Consider the following 17098-nt stretch of genomic DNA (forward strand, 5'->3'; position numbering starts at 1 on the left):
AAAAATTAAATGATAAGGGTGGATAATAACAATGGCAAAAACTTATATTTTTGGACATCAAAATCCAGACACAGATGCAATAGCTTCAGCTATCATCATGGCTGATTTTGAACAATTAACTGGTAACTCTGAAGCAACGCCATATCGTTTAGGAGATATTAATCCTGAAACTAAATTTGCTTTAGATTATTTTGAAGTTAAAGCACCAGAATTATTAAGTGATAATTTAGATGGTCAAGAAGTAATCTTAGTCGATCACAATGAGTTCCAACAAAGTGCAGAAACAATTTCTGACGCAGAGATTAAACACGTTGTGGATCATCATAGAATCGCTAATTTCGAAACTGCTTCACCGCTTTGGTACCGCGCAGAACCAGTTGGTTGTACTGCTACTATTCTTTACAAAATGTACAAAGAACGTGGCTTTGAAATTAAACCGCATATCGCAGGTTTGATGATTTCAGCAATTATTTCTGATAGCTTATTATTCAAATCTCCTACTTGTACTGATGAAGATGTAAATGCAGCTAAAGCTTTAAAAGATTTAGCAAATGTTGATTTAGATGAGTATGGCTTAGAAATGTTAAAAGCTGGTGCATCAACTACTGATAAATCTGCAGAGGAATTATTAGACATGGATGCTAAATCATTTAATATGGGCGACTATGTTACACGCATTGCCCAAGTAAATACTGTCGACATTGCTGAAGTATTAAACCGTAAAGATGATCTTGAAAAAGCAATGTTAGAAACAAGTGCTAATGAAAAGTATGATTTATTTGTATTAGTAGTTACTGACATTATTAATAGTGATTCTAAAATCTTAGTAGTAGGTGCAGAAAAAGATAAAGTCGGCGAGGCATTTAAAGTTCAATTAGATGATGGCATGGCATTCTTATCAGGCGTTGTGTCACGTAAAAAACAAGTGGTACCTCAAATTACTGAAGCTTTAACTAAATAAAACATATTGGCAATTTAGTTATCGCCTTTATATACGCAGTTGAATGAATCTTTTCATTCAACTGTTTTTTATTGAAAAATATTTAGGGTATAGATATGATGAATTACATCATTTATTTTAATTTAATTCTTTAATATAGATTTTACTATTTAGGAGGTATCACACATTGCCAAGCATTGAGCAACAATTTGAAGAAAGTAAAGCTTTTTTCAAAACACATAAAACGAAAGATTTAAAATTTCGAAAACATCAATTAAAACTTCTAAGTAAAAGTATTAAAAATCATGAAAATGATTTACTAGATGCTCTAAAGACTGATTTAGGAAAAAGTCCTGTTGAAGCATATGCCACAGAAATTGGTATCACACTAAAAAGTATTAAAACTGCAAGAAAAGAACTTAAAAATTGGTCTAAAACAAAACAAGTTGATACACCTCTATTTATGTTTCCTGCAAAAAGTTATATCAAACAAGAACCATATGGCACAGTATTAATCATTGGTCCGTTTAATTATCCCGTACAGTTACTATTTGAACCTCTAATTGGAGCTATTGCAGCTGGAAATACTGCTATTATAAAACCATCTGAATTAACACCTCACGTTGCCACGGTCATTCGTCAAATTATTGAAGACGTATTTACTACGGATTATATAGATGTTATCGAGGGGGGTATAGAAGAAACACAAACATTAATTAAGCTGCCATTTGATTACATATTCTTTACAGGTAGTGACAAGGTTGGTCAAATCGTGTATGAAGCAGCAAGCAAAAATTTAGTTCCTGTTACCCTTGAATTAGGCGGAAAATCTCCAGTTATTGTAGATGATACCGCTAATATTAAAGTTGCTAGTGATCGTATTAGTTTCGGTAAATTTACTAATGCAGGACAAACATGTGTGGCTCCAGATTATATATTAGTTAACAAGAAGGTTAAAAACGAATTGATTGAAGCACTTAAACAAAGTATTCAAGAATTTTACGGTACTAACATAGATGAAAGTCCAGATTTTGGTCGCATAGTCAATGATAAACACTTTAATCGCTTAAATGAATTACTTAATGTGCATCAAAACCATGTTATTTTCGGTGGTAATGCAAATGCTACAACACGCTATATAGAACCAACTATTTTAGATGGTATTACGTCAAGTTCTAAAATCATGCAAGAAGAAATCTTTGGACCTATCTTACCTATTATTACTTATGATGATTTTAATGAGGCAGTAGATATTATTCAGAGTAAAGCTAAACCGTTAAGTTTATATTTATTTAGTGAAGATGAGAATACTACACACCGTGTATTAAACGAATTATCTTTCGGTGGCGGTGCAATTAATGATACTTTAATGCATCTTGCTAATCCTAATTTACCATTTGGTGGTGTCGGAATGTCTGGCATGGGACAATATCATGGTAAATATACTTTCCAAACCTTTAGCCATAGCAAGTCATACATCTTTAAGTCTACCCGATTAGATTCAAGTGTTATGTATCCGCCCTATAAAGGTAAATTTAAATATATTAGAACATTTTTTAAAAATTTGTAAAAATTTGTAAAAAGCCACGACATTTTACACTGCCGTGGCTTTGTATTTTTACTTAAATAAAACTAACATGTACACCTTCAGGTGCAATTTGCTGATTATCTGTTGGCGTTAATTTACCTGTATTTGTGTCTCTTTTAAAAACTGTAATTTCATAATTACCCTCTTGATGGGCACAAACTAGATAGTCATCTGATTCAGTAATATTAAAATCTCTTGGGAATTGGTCCCCACTTTTAACGATTTCTACAGGGTTTAGTCCCGCGCCATTCTCTGTAATCGTGAATACCGCAATACTGTCATGACCACGGTTACTAATATATAAAGTTTGTTGATCATTCGATAAGCGAACAGCCGCTAATTTAGTGTCATCATTAAAATCTTCAGGAACAGTTAAATGACGTTCTAGTTCTTCAAATTGACCATCTTTATATTTAGCTACGCTAACATAATTAGATAATTCATGAACAATATAGGCATATTCACCATTATTGTGAAATGCAATATGTCTTGGACCATCTTGATCTTTAAATTTAGAAACTTTGTATTCTTTAAGACCTTCATTACTGAATTCATAAGTTACAACACTGTCTGTACCTAAATCAGTAGCTACAACATATTTGCAATCGGGTGTTTCATTTATATAGTGGACATGTGAATGCTCTTGACGCTCATGACTTCCAAGTGGATAGTCGTGATTTAATTCTTGAATTAACTTAATAATCTCACCTGTATCTTTATTCAATTGATATATTCTAGCGATACCAGCGCCGTATACTGCTTCAAATAAAAAATTTTGGTCTGATGATACCGATATATAGCAACCTGTACCCTCTTCAGATTCTAAGCATTTATTAATTAATGTTAACGAACCAGAAGCTTCTTTTTTAAAAGCAGCTACCCCGCAGTGTGCGCCTTCTTTAGTGATTGCGTATAAATAATCATCTGTTTGAGCAAGATAAGTAGATGCTTCAATCTCATAACCAGTATTAACAGAACTAATTTGTCCACTGTCTTCATTTAATTCGAATAAGTAAATACCTTTACCTTCTTTTTTTGTGTATGAACCGATATAACCCTTCGTCGTCATCAGAATACCTCCTATTTTCTAATTACCTTTATTTTATTAAAAGATTGGTGTCTATGACAATTATTCTTAATCATTGTTTGAATTTATTGAAATAAAAAACCAGTAACTCCAAAACTGAAGTCACTGGTTAAATTAATATTATTACGCGTTATTACTTTCGATATCTGAAACGATTTCTTTAGTTTTTCTTTCGATATCTTCAAAGTCTTTCTTGAAGATGTAAGCAAATGCTACAACACCTACACCAACTACTACTGATGTAATAACTACTAAGCTTAATAAGAATTTGAATAAACCTTTAATTAAATCCCACATGTATGTTTCACCTCTAAATAGATATAAGTATGTTTACAATACTATATATTATCATACTTACTGTTATGGTTAAATAGATACCTTTTTACGTCTTATAATAATAACTATAAAATAAATTTCAAAATTCAAAAACTTCATAAACTTTCAATTGTAAATTAGTTTAATACAACCACCAAGCTTTTACTTTGTTATATACTTTTAAATATGCGTCCTTAAACATAGTACCCCTCCTTGTTTTTTAAATTTTTCTTGCTATCATGTTCAGTATAATAATAATTATATTCGTTTTCAATTAGTGCTATTTTACAATATTTAGAATTTTCAGGAGGCCTTCTCATGCAACAAGTGAAATCAGATATTATGACGTTTAAAGGATCACATTATGATTTAGGGGTCAAAACAGCGCTATGGCTAAAACAAACACCCTTATTGCAAAATCGTGAACGTGAATGGAAAAAACGTATGCCCCGATTTGATATAGATGTTAACGAAACGTATCAAGTATTTCAAACATACGCTCCAGAAATATGGGAAGAGTTAATGGGTATGCAAGAAGTACTGAACTTACCTACAAAACAAATGATATTAAATTTTGCACATTACCGTTTCACAGATTTACAAGAGAGTGGATGTACTGTATTTCAAGGTAAGGATTTTATGGTGCGCAATTATGATTATCATCCTGCCACATACGATGGGAGATATTTATTATTCCAACCTAATGACGGTGGGCTAGCGCAAATTGGGCCTACGTCTAGAGTGACAGGTCGTATGGATGGTATGAATGAAGCTGGCTTGACGATGGGCTATAACTTTATGCATCGTAAACACCCCGCTAATGGCTTTGTATGTTATATGATTGGTCGTCTTGTTTTAGAATATTGCAAAGACGTTGATGAAGCCGTTAGATTCTTGAAAGAACTTCCTCATAGAAGCTCATTCAGTTATATTTTAATGGATAAAAAGCTTAATCACGCAATCGTTGAGGTTACACCACGTTCATTTGATGTCAGATATGATAAAGTATGTACAAATCATTTCGAAATCTTAACGCATGAAAATCGTAATTACACAAAAGAATCACGTGAACGTTTAGAACGTACTGTCTCACAAACCTCTCAAAGCTTAGATAAACATACAGCTTTTAAATTATTTAATAATCCAAAATTCGAAATATATAGCAAATTATTTAAAAGTTGGTCAGGTACGATACACACTTCAATGTATGAACCGCAAAACTTAACCGCTTGGATGACACTAGGTGAAAATCAAACACCCACATCAATAAATTTTCAATCCTGGTTAGATGGAAATGAGTTAACTATCCAACAATTTAGTGGTCTAATTGATACTGATTTAACATTCGCAAATCATTAAAAAAACGACGAACTTTAAAATCGTTCGTCGTCTTATATAAGTGATTGCCTCTTATTGTGTAGGCAATCATTTTACTTTATTGTGATATCTTCTTTTACCGTATAAAATTCAATTACATTATTACTATTTCCTACCTTACCTTTATTAAAAGATTTATTTTCAACTTTTGCCTCTCCTGTACCTGGGTGTAATTTTAATAAAGTATTTTTAGGTTCATCTTTATAGTCCAAATGAATATAATCATGCTTACTTGATCCTTTTACATCTGTTTCACTATTCATGTTTGTGAAATTAAGATAACCAAGTTCACTTACAAATAACGATTTTTTTATCTTTGAATTATTTACTTCGACGTTACCTACCCCTGTCTTAAATTCACTATTAATGATATAACTGTTTTTAATTTTTACTCCACCAGCATCGCTCTTGTAGGAAAGATTATCAAATTTTGAATTTTGAATTTTTAAATATTTGTTGTCTTGATAAATCGAACCTTTCTTAACGTTAATGCCATTAAGATTCACATTTCCAAATCCTGAATATACATCTAAATTATTAATACTTTTATTTGGAAGTGTAACTTCAATTTTTGATTTACTTTGATTAAAAGGATTAATATTAACGCTATAACCCCTCTTGTCAGATTTATGCTCTTTTATGTTTAATGTATCTTTTTTGCGATATACCTTAACATCATTATCACCATAATATTTAACACCACAATGTTCTCCTTGCTTAATTGTGACTTCTGAATTATAGTTGTAAATATCTAAATTATTCATTTTCACATCACTGTATGCTCTATCATATTTTAGCTTTTTAAATTCATCTTTATCATGCACAAACCAGACTAAAGTTGCTGCTAAGAAAAATCCTACAAATATTACTATGCCTGTTATCATTGCTTTCTTCATTGTTTAATTCTTCCTTTAACCGTTTGGATATACCAAGTTAAATATTTTAATACAAGTCGATATAAATTTTGTGTAATTTTCATGGTAACTACAAATAAGACGATACCTAATCCGGCATATGAAATGCTAAATAAGAAATTACTAAACGAATCAACAATCCCTTTAATGATACTCATTGATATTATTATTAATGGAAGAGAAATTAAAAAAACAGAGAATATAAACACAACAAACAATAACGCTATAAATATTACAATAGGGATGATGATGAAGAAAAAAGAAAGCACGCCAAGACTTAATGAAGCCATTATAGCCCTAATAATATTCCGTAGGTTGGGAGTTACTTTAGCATTGGATATTGCTTCTTTGGCTTTAACTTCATTACCTATATCATGTGGTTCTTTTAAATCCGATATAATATCTTTTTCTGATTTCCCTTTCGATTCTTGTTCATAGAAATGATTTTCATAATCATCCATGAGTTTATCTTTTTCTTCTCTTGGTAATTCATCAAGTTCTAATTCAAGTTCATTTAAAAAGGTAATCTTATCCATTATCTCACTTACTTTCTTAATTGAATTATCTCTATCTTATCGAAAAGTAGCTTATTTTGATGTGCATTGTAAAAGTATCACTTTTTAACGACTAAAAAATTCAATTCGTTTAACCACATTATCTTTATATAAAATGGACAGCTTCATATGGTGCTCTTTATCAACATAAATTAACGCATCATATCCTTTACCTACTTTATCTTTACGATAATTATCACCTAAATAATTGATTGCATGATCCACTCTATCTCCAATTTTAACACCGAAGTTGGTTGTTACATCATGATCATTAATCAATACGATCCCTTTTACTGTTTGGTGTTTATTTTTTACTTTTACAGTTAAATCTTTATGATTTTTATCGTTATAGAATTTGTATCTATCCAACTTTATGTGATGATTTATCTCATAATCATTTTCATTAAATGGTCCATTCAATTGAATATCATTTATCTTCACTTCAGTAAGATCAATAGTTTTTTCATTTTTATAGATTGTAAGACACGTAACCACTATAATAGCTATTATTGTAAAAATACTAAAGATTATCCATCGATTTTGAATGCGCAAACGTACCACCACTTCTATTCTTATTAACTTAAATATATCATAACCACTTACTGAGAAACATCTAAACCACTACAATCATTTCTTATAGAATTGTAACGTTGCTTTAACGTTCTTATTATTGTGATAAAACTAATATATTTTAAGTTTTATAATTATTCTTTCTTAGTAAAAATTGTTATAATGATATAAATTTAACGGGGAGGTTTTATTTATGGCTAATTTAGAAACATATTTTAATAATAGTCAGCCACTTGATGAATATATCGATAGCATGACTTTGAATAAAGATAATGTATTAACAATTTACAATGCATTCACACTACCTTCATCTGACGATAGAATCAATCAACTTAAAGATAGTTCTTATTCTAAAGTCTTGGTTATAAGTGAAGATTGGTGTGGCGACGCTATGATGAACTTACCTATATTAAAGCGTATAAGTGAATCACTACAGCTAGAAGTACGCGTATTCCATAGAGATGAAGACACAAATCTCATTGATCAATATTTAACAAATGGTACAGCACGCTCGATTCCAATCTTTATCTTTATGAATGATCAATTTGAACAGGTAAATGTTTGGGGCCCTAGAGCTCGTGAAGCTCAAGAATTTGTTACTCAACTTAGAGCTGAAAAACTACCACCTAAAGATGCACACAATTATGAGGATAAAGAAAAAGAAGTACATCATGAAATCGCTTCTAAATATAAATCAGATACTGAGTTATGGAATCAAGTTTATGACTCTATAATCAGTAAGTTAATGCTATAAAAGTATATAAAGTAAGAGGGTAATAAAACAAATTTTGTTTTACTACCCTCTTTTTTGGATATCAATTTCTTGGCATATATTATATATCCCTTTTAGCTGCATAAGCAATATTAGCAATGAATAAAACAACAATTGATGCTAAAGAAATAAACCATTGCCAATTTGAAAATTTAATACTATCCGTTTGAGATTTCTCAGTTAAGTAACTAAACGGAATATACTTTAATGATTTTTGAATTTTTTCTCCCCAGTCAGGAATCAAACCAATAAAAGGTTGAATAAATGGAACTATAAATACTAAGAATATACCTAGTGTAAAGATTACTGCCGGTTTTTGAACAATTAATGTAACTAAGAATAAGAGTAAACCAAAGAACAGTAAGAAGATAAGATAGAACCATATGTTCGTTAAGAACTTATCTCCGTCTAAATTTTTTCCATCAGTAAATGCTTGTACTAACATTAATGTGATATATGTGATGAGTGCAAAAATGAATGAAAATAAAATAATTGAAATTGTTTTAGCAATAATATATCCAATTCTATTTTTCACTTTATTCATATAAAGTTGAATCGTACCTTGTGAATAATCACGTGTAATTGTCTTAATCACTACTAACAAGCCAAAGAATAAGAACATCCAATTTGCCATAGATAAAATAGATGAATAATTTACTTGATCATTATTTCGTGCCATTAAGAACGTTATTAATCCTAAAACTAACCAGATTAAAATTAGTGCTATATATGTTAAATAGCTTTTACAAAAACTCAATATATCATATTTAACTAATTGTAAACTTCTCATTTATTTGTCACCTCTTTGATTAATATTAAAGTACGTATCACGAAGCGAACTTTTTCTTGTTTCAATATACTTAGGATATAAATCTTTTTGTGCTAAAGATTTGAGTAATTGTTTATAATCTTTTTGTGCTTTAATCATTATTTCTCCACTATCTTTGTGTGATTGAAGCACGTTAAAATGTTCTGTTAAATAGTCTAGTGCTGTATTAAATTCACTAACTTCAAATTTAATCGATGTATGATCTTGTGCACTACCATCTTTCATATTGACATCTTGTACAAAATTTCCATCACGTAGAAAGACAGCTCTATCACAAATCAATTCAATATCTTCCAATTTATGACTTGAAATTAGAATTTTCATTTCTAAATCATTCACTAATGATTGAATAGTCTCTAATACATCAATTGAGCCATCTGGATCCATACCGTTTGTCGGTTCATCAAGAATTAGATATTTGGGTTTGTTCATTAATGAAACTGCTATCGCAAGTTTTTGTTTCATACCCATTGAATACTTTTTTACTTTTTTCTTAATGTATGGTCTCATACCAAATGCGTCAATGATTTTATCTGTATATTCTTTGTCGAAACCTTTGCCTAGAACTTGAGCAAATAATTTCAAGTTATTTAATCCTGTTTTATTATCATATAATTTCGGATGTTCAATAAGATAGCCAACGTTCTCGTTATCATTTAATTGAACTTTCCCTTTAAAATTAATAATATTGCCATTCATGACTTTCATTAATGTTGTTTTACCAACACCATTTTTACCAATTAAACCTACAATTTTGCTATTTCCAAAATCAAAATTGATATTATCTAAAACATTGTTATCTCCATATGTTTTTGTAATATTTTCTAATTTCATATAGGCCCTCCTTTATTTTCACGATGAATTATACGTCTTAATTGAATCAAATAATTTATAACCATCCAAACAATACTTAAGCTTAATAAACCATAATTGTAATATATGCCAAAGATATTATAAGAAATATGATGATGAAAAACGAATGCATTAATTAGTGTAAAAACCATTGTAATAGCGAATGGAAAAACTAACATCATTATCAAGATATAAGGTGCATATGATATCCCTTCGCGTTTCTTTTCAGTATTCCTACTAAATGCAATTGGAATACTTAAAAAGTTTACAAATATAAAAGCAATCGCAGTTGAGTATCTTAAATCCCCAAAATCAATATTAGAAGATTGAAAATTGTACAAAGCGATAATAACACCACCAAAAAGTGTTAATACGATACAGGTAAGGTAATTCGCATTAAGCATGTCTTTTTTAGAGACAGGTAAACTTTCGTAAAACAAATATGAACTTTTACCTCCTAATCTTCTATGTAGTCTAAACAAGTGTCCAGAGTCTAATATGCTAACCGCCATTAATGTGATTGCAATCGGTGCATAGAATAAAAAATAAAGTTCTGTTTTAGAAAATACGAAAGCATATAACGGATTTAATAGAAGTAATAAGATATAAATGGCAATCGTTATACTCCTACATTTAAAATTTCTAATTAGTAATTGTTTCATTTTATCAACCTACTTTGCTGAAAATCCTGTTGATTGTCATTACTTTTAGACTTTTCGATGTAGATCATAAGTTCTTCAATCGTAGGTTGTTTAATATTAACTTTTTTTCCGAACAATTCTTTAAACACTTGTGCCTGTTTAGTAAAACCAACAAAACCTGTCGACTTCACTTCTTTATAAAGGAACAAGCGATTTAATTCCTCGTCTAAATCTTGATTATCACCTTGTACAATTGAGTATTGTTCTTGAAGTTGATGACGAAAACCTTGCATAATAATTTCTCCATCTTTTATATGTACAAGATAGTCAGCAATTTTCTCTAAATCCGAAATAATATGGGTTGAAATAAATAAAGTCTTATGTTCGTCGAGTAATTCACTTTGTAAAATTTCTAACACTTCATTACGAACAATAGGGTCTAACCCCGCAGTTGGTTCGTCTAATATAAACAATTCAGCATGGTGACTCAAAGCTAGTGCTAAAGACAATTTCATTTTCATACCTGTAGAAAAATGTTTTATTTTTTCATTGAAAGGTAAATTGAATTTTTCTAAATAATTTTTAAATGCTTGTGAGTCCCAATCGGTATAAAATGGTGAAACCATTTTTTCAAGTTTTTTTGCAGTCCATTGTTGGTTAAAATAAACTTCTGAATAAACAAAACCTATTTTATTTTTTATCCATTTCGGTTTGTTTGCTATTTGTTCACCAAATATTGATATATGACCATGATTAGGTTCTATAATATCCATTATCATACGAATTATCGTTGTTTTCCCTGCCCCATTAGCCCCAATGAATCCAGTTACAAATCCTTGAGGAATACTGAATGAAAGATTGTTTATTGAAAATGCACTACTTTGTAACGAGACATCTTTTACTTCAATGACATTCATTCTTCTTCCTCCTCATAAATTAAAGCTAGTATTTCTTTTAATTCCTTGAGAGGCATATCTATTGTTTTTGCTTCTTTAATCATTAATCGAGCAAGATTTTCAATTACAAAGAATTGCTTTTCTTTTAATATGGAACTATCTTGTTCTTTAACAAATGTACCTTTTCCTCGAACAGTTGTTACGAATCCTTCTTTCTCAAGATCTTCATAAGCTCTTTTAGTTGTAATTAAACTCACCTGTAAATCCTTTGCAAGCTCACGCATCGAAGGTAAGTGGCTACCAGCTTCAACATAACCCTTTAAAATATTCTCTTTTATTTGTTGTTTGATTTGTTCATAAATGGGTTGTTCACTGGTGTTCTTCAATATAATTTTCATTGATGTCCCCCTTTAATAACTGTATATAAATAATATACACACTATATACACGTTTGTAAAGGAAATAATGTAAACACTTATAATTATTGGTATTAAAGCTACAAATTGTATATACATTATAGATACAATTATTTTTAAAAATAAAACTCTATATCTAACGTCAAACGCTAGTATAGAGTTTAAAAATGTTATTTTCTGTTTTTCTTTCTATCATTATTACGATTAATAAAAGCACATATGATAAACATAATTGCTGCTAATAATAATTTAACACCTTGATTCTCGTGTCCTGTAGCCTGTAAATAATATCCAATAAGAAATAAGATAATTGCCAAACTAACGAAAATCTTAGTTAAATGTTTCATCATAATCAACACCTCAATACATGTATTATAACAAATTAAAATTATAAATTTGCTTACTAAATACATTTAAAATTGAAAATATTAATCCATGTGTTACAATTTAATTGTATCCACGAATTACATTACACAACCCCTAACTTGTAACGGCAAGTTAGGGGTTTTTGTGTATGGTCATCTATTTATCTTTACACTTAGATTCTAACCAAACACGAAATATAACGAGTATACCACCCGAAATTAATGTCACCATACCATCTAATAGCCACGACATTACACTACACCTCCAAATGAAAAGTGTCATATCTTATGATGACCTGACATTATTCTAACATAAAATACGAACAAATATTCGCATTTTTTAAAAACTCAATTCTCAATTCTATGTAATCATTATAAGAACACTTTATCTTTAAGTGATTTAAAGATAATATATTATTAAACACTAAAATAAAGTGAGGTTAAATAAATGAACCCATTAGCACAAAATTTAAATAATCAACTTGTTGATCATTGTCCAGAAATATTAAGTATGCTATCAAATTTAGGTCAATCAATGTATTATCCAAAAGGCATTTTATCTCAATCTGCTGATGCTAAAAAAACTAAATATAACGCTACAATTGGAATGGCTACTAATAAAAACGGGAAAATGTATGCTGATACTTTATTTGATGTCTATAATCATTTATCTCCAGATGAAGTCTTTCCGTACGCCCCACCTCAAGGATTAGAAGCTTTAAGAGATTTATGGCAAGACAAAATGCTAAAAGAAAACCCTGATTTATCGAAAGAGACAATTACTAGACCTATTGTCACTAATGCGTTAACTCATGGGTTATCTTTAATTGCTGATTTATTTGTAGAGAGTGGAGATACTGTTTTAGTACCAACACATAATTGGGGTAACTACAAATTAATTTATGAAACACGTCATTCTGCAAATATTGAGACATATTCAATCTTTAACCAAGAAGGACATTACACAACAAATGATTTAGTTACTACTTTAGAAAATTTCAATCAAGACAAAGTCATTTTAATTTTAAATTATCCAAACAACCCTACCGGCTATACACCGAACAATGATGAAGTTACAACTATAGTTTCAGCGGTTCGTTCACTAGCTGAAAAAGGAACAAAAGTGATAGCTGTAGTAGATGATGCATATTATGGTTTATTCTATGAAGATGTTTATCGTCAGTCTATTTTTACTGCACTAAATCAAATTGAATCAAGCAATATTTTACCAATTCGTTTAGATGGTGCTACTAAAGAATTCTTTGCGTGGGGGCTACGTGTTGGTTTCCTTACATTTGGATTAAATAATAATGTTGCTAAAGAAGTGCTAGAAGCGAAAGTTAAAGGTTTAATAAGAAGTAATATTTCAAGTGGACCAATGCCTTCTCAAAGTGTTATTAAATACGTTTTAGAAAATAATGATGAATTTGATAAAGAAATCCAACAAAATATAGATACATTACAAGAAAGATATGAAGTTACAAAAACTGTTGTTTATGACGATAAATACAAAAATCATTGGCAAGCCTATGATTTCAATTCTGGTTATTTCATGGCAGTCAAAGTCAATGGAGTAAATCCTGAAGAACTACGTACGCATTTAATTAACGAATATTCAATCGGTATTATAGCGTTAAATGACTCAGATATCCGTATTGCTTTCAGTTGCATTGAAAAAGATGACATCCCACATGTTTTTGAATCAATCGCAAAAGCAATCGATGATTTAAAGTAAGAGATTGATATAAATAAAAAAAGTAATTAGGATGACATTGAAGAAGTATTTATATTCGATTTATTCAATCTATCGAAATTAAAAATAACTCGAAAGCTGTGATATAAATGGTAATTATTTTTTCAATATTGCTTATTATTACATTAATCTCCACTTCGTATTATTTGTATCTTTACGCTTTTACTTCGAAAGGACATGTACCCAAAAATTTATATTTGTTCATAGTATCACTCATCCTATTTATCTTATTTGGAGCATGGTTATTAGATTTATTATAAATTTTCGGATTATAGTTCTTAATTAAAAGACGAGTCTTGGGTTTAATTCCTAGACTCGTCTTTATTTTAGATAATATGTTTTTTCAAATTGTTATAAACTTTCGAAAGTTAAGTTATCTTTATATTTCTGTTTCTTCCATTTTCTAATTTCAGTTCTAAATGACTTAAATGGTGCTACGATGTTAATGTGAATCCATTTCCAAACTGGCCATTTGGAAGGCGTTGATGAAGCCCATTGCCTTTTCCGCTCTCAAATAATGTTACATTATCTAAACTTTTAATTAAATTAATAATGCTATCTACTTCCTTATTGAACTGATTAATAAGTTGTTCTAATGTGTAGTTTGAGTACGTTTTATAGAATTCTTGATATAATCCTCCTAAATTATTCCACTTATAGTCAGGACTTGGGGTTACAACTGGTATATTTTTTATTATCATTCTCCCACGATTGAATTAAATTTAACCATCCAAGCTGGTATGCGATCATCTGTGCAGGTGTTCTATCGACACCAATTTTATATACATCCTTATCTGATTCTGATACATCACTAAATTCATTAATAAAAAGTTCAGCCCTCTTACTAATTTCAAATATTAAATCATCTTTATTTGAATAAGTATGCATGTTATCACCGCCTAACATTTATATATTTATTATATAATATTTCATTAAATTAAAATATGTATTTATCAACTATATTAGAACTTAAATTATTGGTATATTTATTGTTAAAAAGCTTCACCCCCACTAAAACCGATTATATAATAAAATTTCTTTTTTAATTTACTTCTTAAATTTTCTATTGTGATAGGATTTGTGAACCAATAAACCTCCGCTTCGTAAGAAATAACAAGTCAATGCTTAGTAGCATTAATGTTTTCCTTGTATTTGATTTTTCAAAATCAAAATTACTATTTTTTCAATAATATTCTTAATATAGGGCTTCAGTTTATTAATCTCATCTTATTTCCTACAAACATTATACAAAAACCTTATTTATAGACATAATATGTCCTTTCTATTTGTTAATTTGTATTGAGTACCACTTAAAAAAGTGGTTTTTAATATTTATCAAGGAGGAAATCTAAAGTTTTAGTAACATCAGTATTAGCCGGAACATTATTATTTACAGGGGTCGGAGCAAGTCAACATGTACATGCTACTGATAGCGTAGTAAATGCTAACAATGCTACTAATATCGCTGTTGAAGTTATGAATAAAAATGGTAAGGATGGCCCTAGATTAGAAAATTATTATGATGTAGAAAATAAAGGAAATTACTATTTTAGTTCAGTATGGAAATAAATCTGGTGCTGGAACTGGAGCTATAAGGGTTTATAAAAACGGTGATATAACTACAGAGAGTGGATACAATGCTACTATTGATAAAGGTAACTTCACTTATAATGGTAAATATGAATTGGACAAATCTTTGTATAGCCAAAAGCTATCTAACGATAATTATCAATCAGTTCAAAATACTACTAACAAAACTACATCAACTGATGACCTCAGTAATATAACAAATAAAAATAACATTTCATTAAACGAATCTAAATCAAATAGTAAATCTTTATCAGAAACAGGTAAGCAATCTAATTCTGGTTTAATTTCAATTTCGCTTCTATATTATTTGCAGCTGGTTCATTAATAGCATATGGGAGAGTTTCTAAAACTAATTAATTATTATCATAAGATATTAACAATACTTATTCGGGGGATCATTTATAAAACGTAAATTAATTTATTTTATCTCAATTACTGGCTTGGTATTATTACTTGCTGCATGTGGTAATGAACTAAAAAAAGGAAAATATAATTTTGCACAGAGTAGTGGTATTGACTATTTAAATGTCGACATGGTTTTAGAAGTTCCAAAAGATAATGCCAATACAGCTAAATTAACATATGGTGGCGAAACATTAAAACTTACAATAAAAGGTGGAAAAATGATATTTACTGATGGTAATGATAAAGAAAGTATAAATTATAAAGTTGAAGAAAATGGCGAAACTATCAAATTAGATGGCGGAGAAGGTCATAATGCTATATTTAGAAAGCAATAATCACCCAAAAATCCTTTAAATTTGTTTCAAAGCCATTTTTACTTGTTTTTTTAGTCATATTTTAGATAACATTATTAAGTAAAACTTAAAAATATCGAACCTTCATATGAACAATAAAAGGGTAGCTACTTCAGCTACCCTTTTCATACTCTATCATAATATATATATCGTTTTACATCATACCTGGCATTAAGTATACCTAAAAATACTATAAAATAACTCTTAACAATCCCTATTTAAAGCCGTTTCCGTAATTTGATTATACCATATTTTTTAGTTTTTCCAATCCATTATGTCATAATTATGTCATGACATAAACTCTAAGTAAAAGATGTCACTACCCTTAACTACCACAGTTGTTTTACCAACAAATACATAATTTGCACCGTCAGAAATTTTTAAATCATGTATGTTATCTACTTTAACATTTGTTACTCGTTAAGAATGTGAATATGAATATTTAACTTCTTTAGTATCAATATATTTATCGTTTTAAAATCTACCAACCAACGTAAGATTGTTATGTATATTTTATCTTGAACTAACTTACTTATATCTGGTGTTAGTCAAAAGTATTTATTATTCTTTAATTCATAAACAATTTTTCTATATTTGAAGAATCTAGTTGTATGCAAATAATATACTAAACATTTTATGACTTCATTAATACAGTTATCCCTCTTTCCATTTCTCAATGCAACACAAAGCCTCTCTCAGCGTCTAAAAATAATTAATAGCTTAATATTTTTTATACATTATACATTTTAAATTAGTAAAATGATAAAATCGTTTATATATTCGTTATGGTAAATACGTTATTCAGTTTGAGCCATTAAGAGTGTTTGAATATAAAGATATAGATTAAGGAGGTGGAATTAATGTCAAAAGATAATAACAAT

Annotated in this window: 17 protein-coding genes and 1 pseudogene; 6 read left to right on the plus strand and 12 right to left on the minus strand. The window is 29.4% G+C overall.

Annotated features, from left to right (window positions below; genetic code table 11):
- Positions 1–31 precede the first annotated feature (31 nt).
- Together HMPREF2715_RS03880 and HMPREF2715_RS03885 are read left to right on the plus strand one after the other, a co-directional pair.
- Positions 32–961, plus strand: coding sequence for a manganese-dependent inorganic pyrophosphatase (locus tag HMPREF2715_RS03880; RefSeq protein WP_070441523.1), 930 nt, complete (start codon positions 32–34; stop codon positions 959–961).
- A gap of 166 nt (positions 962–1127) precedes the next feature.
- Positions 1128–2510, plus strand: a complete 1383-nt coding sequence (locus HMPREF2715_RS03885; protein WP_070839460.1) for an aldehyde dehydrogenase — start codon at positions 1128–1130, stop codon at positions 2508–2510.
- A gap of 52 nt (positions 2511–2562) precedes the next feature.
- Here HMPREF2715_RS03885 and HMPREF2715_RS03890 read toward each other — a convergent pair whose 3' ends face one another.
- Both HMPREF2715_RS03890 and HMPREF2715_RS11835 read right to left on the minus strand, forming a co-directional pair.
- Complete coding sequence (locus HMPREF2715_RS03890) at positions 2563–3597, minus strand: 6-phosphogluconolactonase (protein WP_070441518.1); 1035 nt, start codon at positions 3595–3597, stop codon at positions 2563–2565.
- A 141-nt stretch (positions 3598–3738) separates the two neighbouring features.
- Positions 3739–3912, minus strand: coding sequence for a hypothetical protein (locus HMPREF2715_RS11835; RefSeq protein WP_011275337.1), 174 nt, complete (start codon positions 3910–3912; stop codon positions 3739–3741).
- Between the two features lie 336 nt (positions 3913–4248).
- On the opposite strand from HMPREF2715_RS11835, the gene HMPREF2715_RS03895 reads away from it, so the two are divergent.
- On the plus strand, positions 4249–5289 hold the full coding sequence (locus HMPREF2715_RS03895) for a C45 family autoproteolytic acyltransferase/hydrolase (protein WP_070441515.1): 1041 nt from the start codon (positions 4249–4251) through the stop codon (positions 5287–5289).
- Positions 5290–5360: 71 nt separating this feature from the next.
- Here the strand turns inward: HMPREF2715_RS03895 and HMPREF2715_RS03900 are convergent, their stop codons facing one another.
- From HMPREF2715_RS03900 to HMPREF2715_RS03910, 3 genes are all read right to left on the minus strand, one after another.
- Positions 5361–6203, minus strand: a complete 843-nt coding sequence (locus tag HMPREF2715_RS03900; protein WP_070582075.1) for a DUF4097 family beta strand repeat-containing protein — start codon at positions 6201–6203, stop codon at positions 5361–5363.
- A complete protein-coding gene (locus HMPREF2715_RS03905; protein WP_053025109.1) occupies positions 6200–6757 on the minus strand; it encodes an HAAS signaling domain-containing protein in 558 nt (185 codons plus the stop codon). Before HMPREF2715_RS03905 ends, HMPREF2715_RS03900 begins: the two co-directional genes overlap by 4 nt.
- A gap of 84 nt (positions 6758–6841) precedes the next feature.
- Positions 6842–7327: a hypothetical protein gene (locus HMPREF2715_RS03910; protein ID WP_053025110.1), complete on the minus strand. Its 486-nt coding sequence runs from the start codon at positions 7325–7327 to the stop codon at positions 6842–6844.
- A gap of 211 nt (positions 7328–7538) precedes the next feature.
- On the opposite strand from HMPREF2715_RS03910, the gene HMPREF2715_RS03915 reads away from it, so the two are divergent.
- Positions 7539–8099, plus strand: a complete 561-nt coding sequence (locus tag HMPREF2715_RS03915) for a thioredoxin family protein (RefSeq protein ID WP_070441509.1) — start codon at positions 7539–7541, stop codon at positions 8097–8099.
- A gap of 79 nt (positions 8100–8178) precedes the next feature.
- On the opposite strand, the gene HMPREF2715_RS03920 is transcribed toward HMPREF2715_RS03915, so the two are convergent.
- From HMPREF2715_RS03920 to HMPREF2715_RS03945, 6 genes are all read right to left on the minus strand, one after another.
- On the minus strand, positions 8179–8907 hold the full coding sequence (locus HMPREF2715_RS03920) for a phenol-soluble modulin export ABC transporter permease subunit PmtD (protein ID WP_053025112.1): 729 nt from the start codon (positions 8905–8907) through the stop codon (positions 8179–8181).
- Positions 8908–9780: a phenol-soluble modulin export ABC transporter ATP-binding protein PmtC gene (locus tag HMPREF2715_RS03925; RefSeq protein ID WP_011275330.1), complete on the minus strand. Its 873-nt coding sequence runs from the start codon at positions 9778–9780 to the stop codon at positions 8908–8910.
- Positions 9777–10460 (minus strand): phenol-soluble modulin export ABC transporter permease subunit PmtB, encoded by a 684-nt coding sequence (locus tag HMPREF2715_RS03930; RefSeq protein ID WP_053025114.1) that lies wholly within the window; start codon positions 10458–10460, stop codon positions 9777–9779. The genes HMPREF2715_RS03925 and HMPREF2715_RS03930 overlap by 4 nt, the downstream gene beginning before the upstream one ends.
- The gene (locus tag HMPREF2715_RS03935) at positions 10457–11356 is read right to left on the minus strand and encodes a phenol-soluble modulin export ABC transporter ATP-binding protein PmtA (protein ID WP_070582073.1); all 900 of its coding nucleotides are present in this window, start codon (positions 11354–11356) and stop codon (positions 10457–10459) included. The genes HMPREF2715_RS03930 and HMPREF2715_RS03935 overlap by 4 nt, the downstream gene beginning before the upstream one ends.
- On the minus strand, positions 11353–11733 hold the full coding sequence (locus tag HMPREF2715_RS03940) for a PSM export ABC transporter transcriptional regulator PmtR (protein ID WP_011275327.1): 381 nt from the start codon (positions 11731–11733) through the stop codon (positions 11353–11355). Before HMPREF2715_RS03940 ends, HMPREF2715_RS03935 begins: the two co-directional genes overlap by 4 nt.
- Positions 11734–11921: 188 nt before the next feature.
- Positions 11922–12098 carry an SE1626 family protein gene (locus HMPREF2715_RS03945; RefSeq protein WP_141738631.1) on the minus strand — a complete coding sequence of 59 codons (177 nt, stop codon included), beginning with the start codon at positions 12096–12098 and terminating at the stop codon, positions 11922–11924.
- Between the two features lie 466 nt (positions 12099–12564).
- On the opposite strand from HMPREF2715_RS03945, the gene HMPREF2715_RS03950 reads away from it, so the two are divergent.
- Positions 12565–13851 (plus strand): aminotransferase class I/II-fold pyridoxal phosphate-dependent enzyme, encoded by a 1287-nt coding sequence (locus HMPREF2715_RS03950; protein WP_070839463.1) that lies wholly within the window; start codon positions 12565–12567, stop codon positions 13849–13851.
- A 369-nt stretch (positions 13852–14220) separates the two neighbouring features.
- On the opposite strand, the pseudogene HMPREF2715_RS03955 reads toward HMPREF2715_RS03950, so the two are convergent.
- Positions 14221–14775, minus strand: a pseudogene (locus tag HMPREF2715_RS03955) (ClbS/DfsB family four-helix bundle protein).
- Between the two features lie 1124 nt (positions 14776–15899).
- Between HMPREF2715_RS03955 and HMPREF2715_RS03960 the strand changes: the two are divergent.
- Positions 15900–16199 carry a hypothetical protein gene (locus HMPREF2715_RS03960; RefSeq protein WP_070582071.1) on the plus strand — a complete coding sequence of 100 codons (300 nt, stop codon included), beginning with the start codon at positions 15900–15902 and terminating at the stop codon, positions 16197–16199.
- Positions 16200–17098 lie beyond the last annotated feature (899 nt).

The sequence above is a fragment of the Staphylococcus sp. HMSC062A01 genome (assembly GCF_001836805.1).
GTDB classification, from domain to species: Bacteria; Bacillota; Bacilli; order Staphylococcales; family Staphylococcaceae; genus Staphylococcus; species Staphylococcus haemolyticus.

Coding starts and splice junctions, on each gene's coding strand:
- HMPREF2715_RS03880 (WP_070441523.1), top strand. CDS start 32: ATGGCAAAAACTTATATTTTTGGACATCAAAATCCAGACACAGATGCA.
- HMPREF2715_RS03890 (WP_070441518.1), bottom strand. CDS start 3,597: ATGACGACGAAGGGTTATATCGGTTCATACACAAAAAAAGAAGGTAAA.
- HMPREF2715_RS11835 (WP_011275337.1), bottom strand. CDS start 3,912: ATGTGGGATTTAATTAAAGGTTTATTCAAATTCTTATTAAGCTTAGTA.
- HMPREF2715_RS03895 (WP_070441515.1), top strand. CDS start 4,249: ATGCAACAAGTGAAATCAGATATTATGACGTTTAAAGGATCACATTAT.
- HMPREF2715_RS03900 (WP_070582075.1), bottom strand. CDS start 6,203: ATGAAGAAAGCAATGATAACAGGCATAGTAATATTTGTAGGATTTTTC.
- HMPREF2715_RS03905 (WP_053025109.1), bottom strand. CDS start 6,757: ATGGATAAGATTACCTTTTTAAATGAACTTGAATTAGAACTTGATGAA.
- HMPREF2715_RS03915 (WP_070441509.1), top strand. CDS start 7,539: ATGGCTAATTTAGAAACATATTTTAATAATAGTCAGCCACTTGATGAA.
- HMPREF2715_RS03920 (WP_053025112.1), bottom strand. CDS start 8,907: ATGAGAAGTTTACAATTAGTTAAATATGATATATTGAGTTTTTGTAAA.
- HMPREF2715_RS03925 (WP_011275330.1), bottom strand. CDS start 9,780: ATGAAATTAGAAAATATTACAAAAACATATGGAGATAACAATGTTTTA.
- HMPREF2715_RS03930 (WP_053025114.1), bottom strand. CDS start 10,460: ATGAAACAATTACTAATTAGAAATTTTAAATGTAGGAGTATAACGATT.
- HMPREF2715_RS03935 (WP_070582073.1), bottom strand. CDS start 11,356: ATGAATGTCATTGAAGTAAAAGATGTCTCGTTACAAAGTAGTGCATTT.
- HMPREF2715_RS03940 (WP_011275327.1), bottom strand. CDS start 11,733: ATGAAAATTATATTGAAGAACACCAGTGAACAACCCATTTATGAACAA.
- HMPREF2715_RS03945 (WP_141738631.1), bottom strand. CDS start 12,098: ATGAAACATTTAACTAAGATTTTCGTTAGTTTGGCAATTATCTTATTT.
- HMPREF2715_RS03950 (WP_070839463.1), top strand. CDS start 12,565: ATGAACCCATTAGCACAAAATTTAAATAATCAACTTGTTGATCATTGT.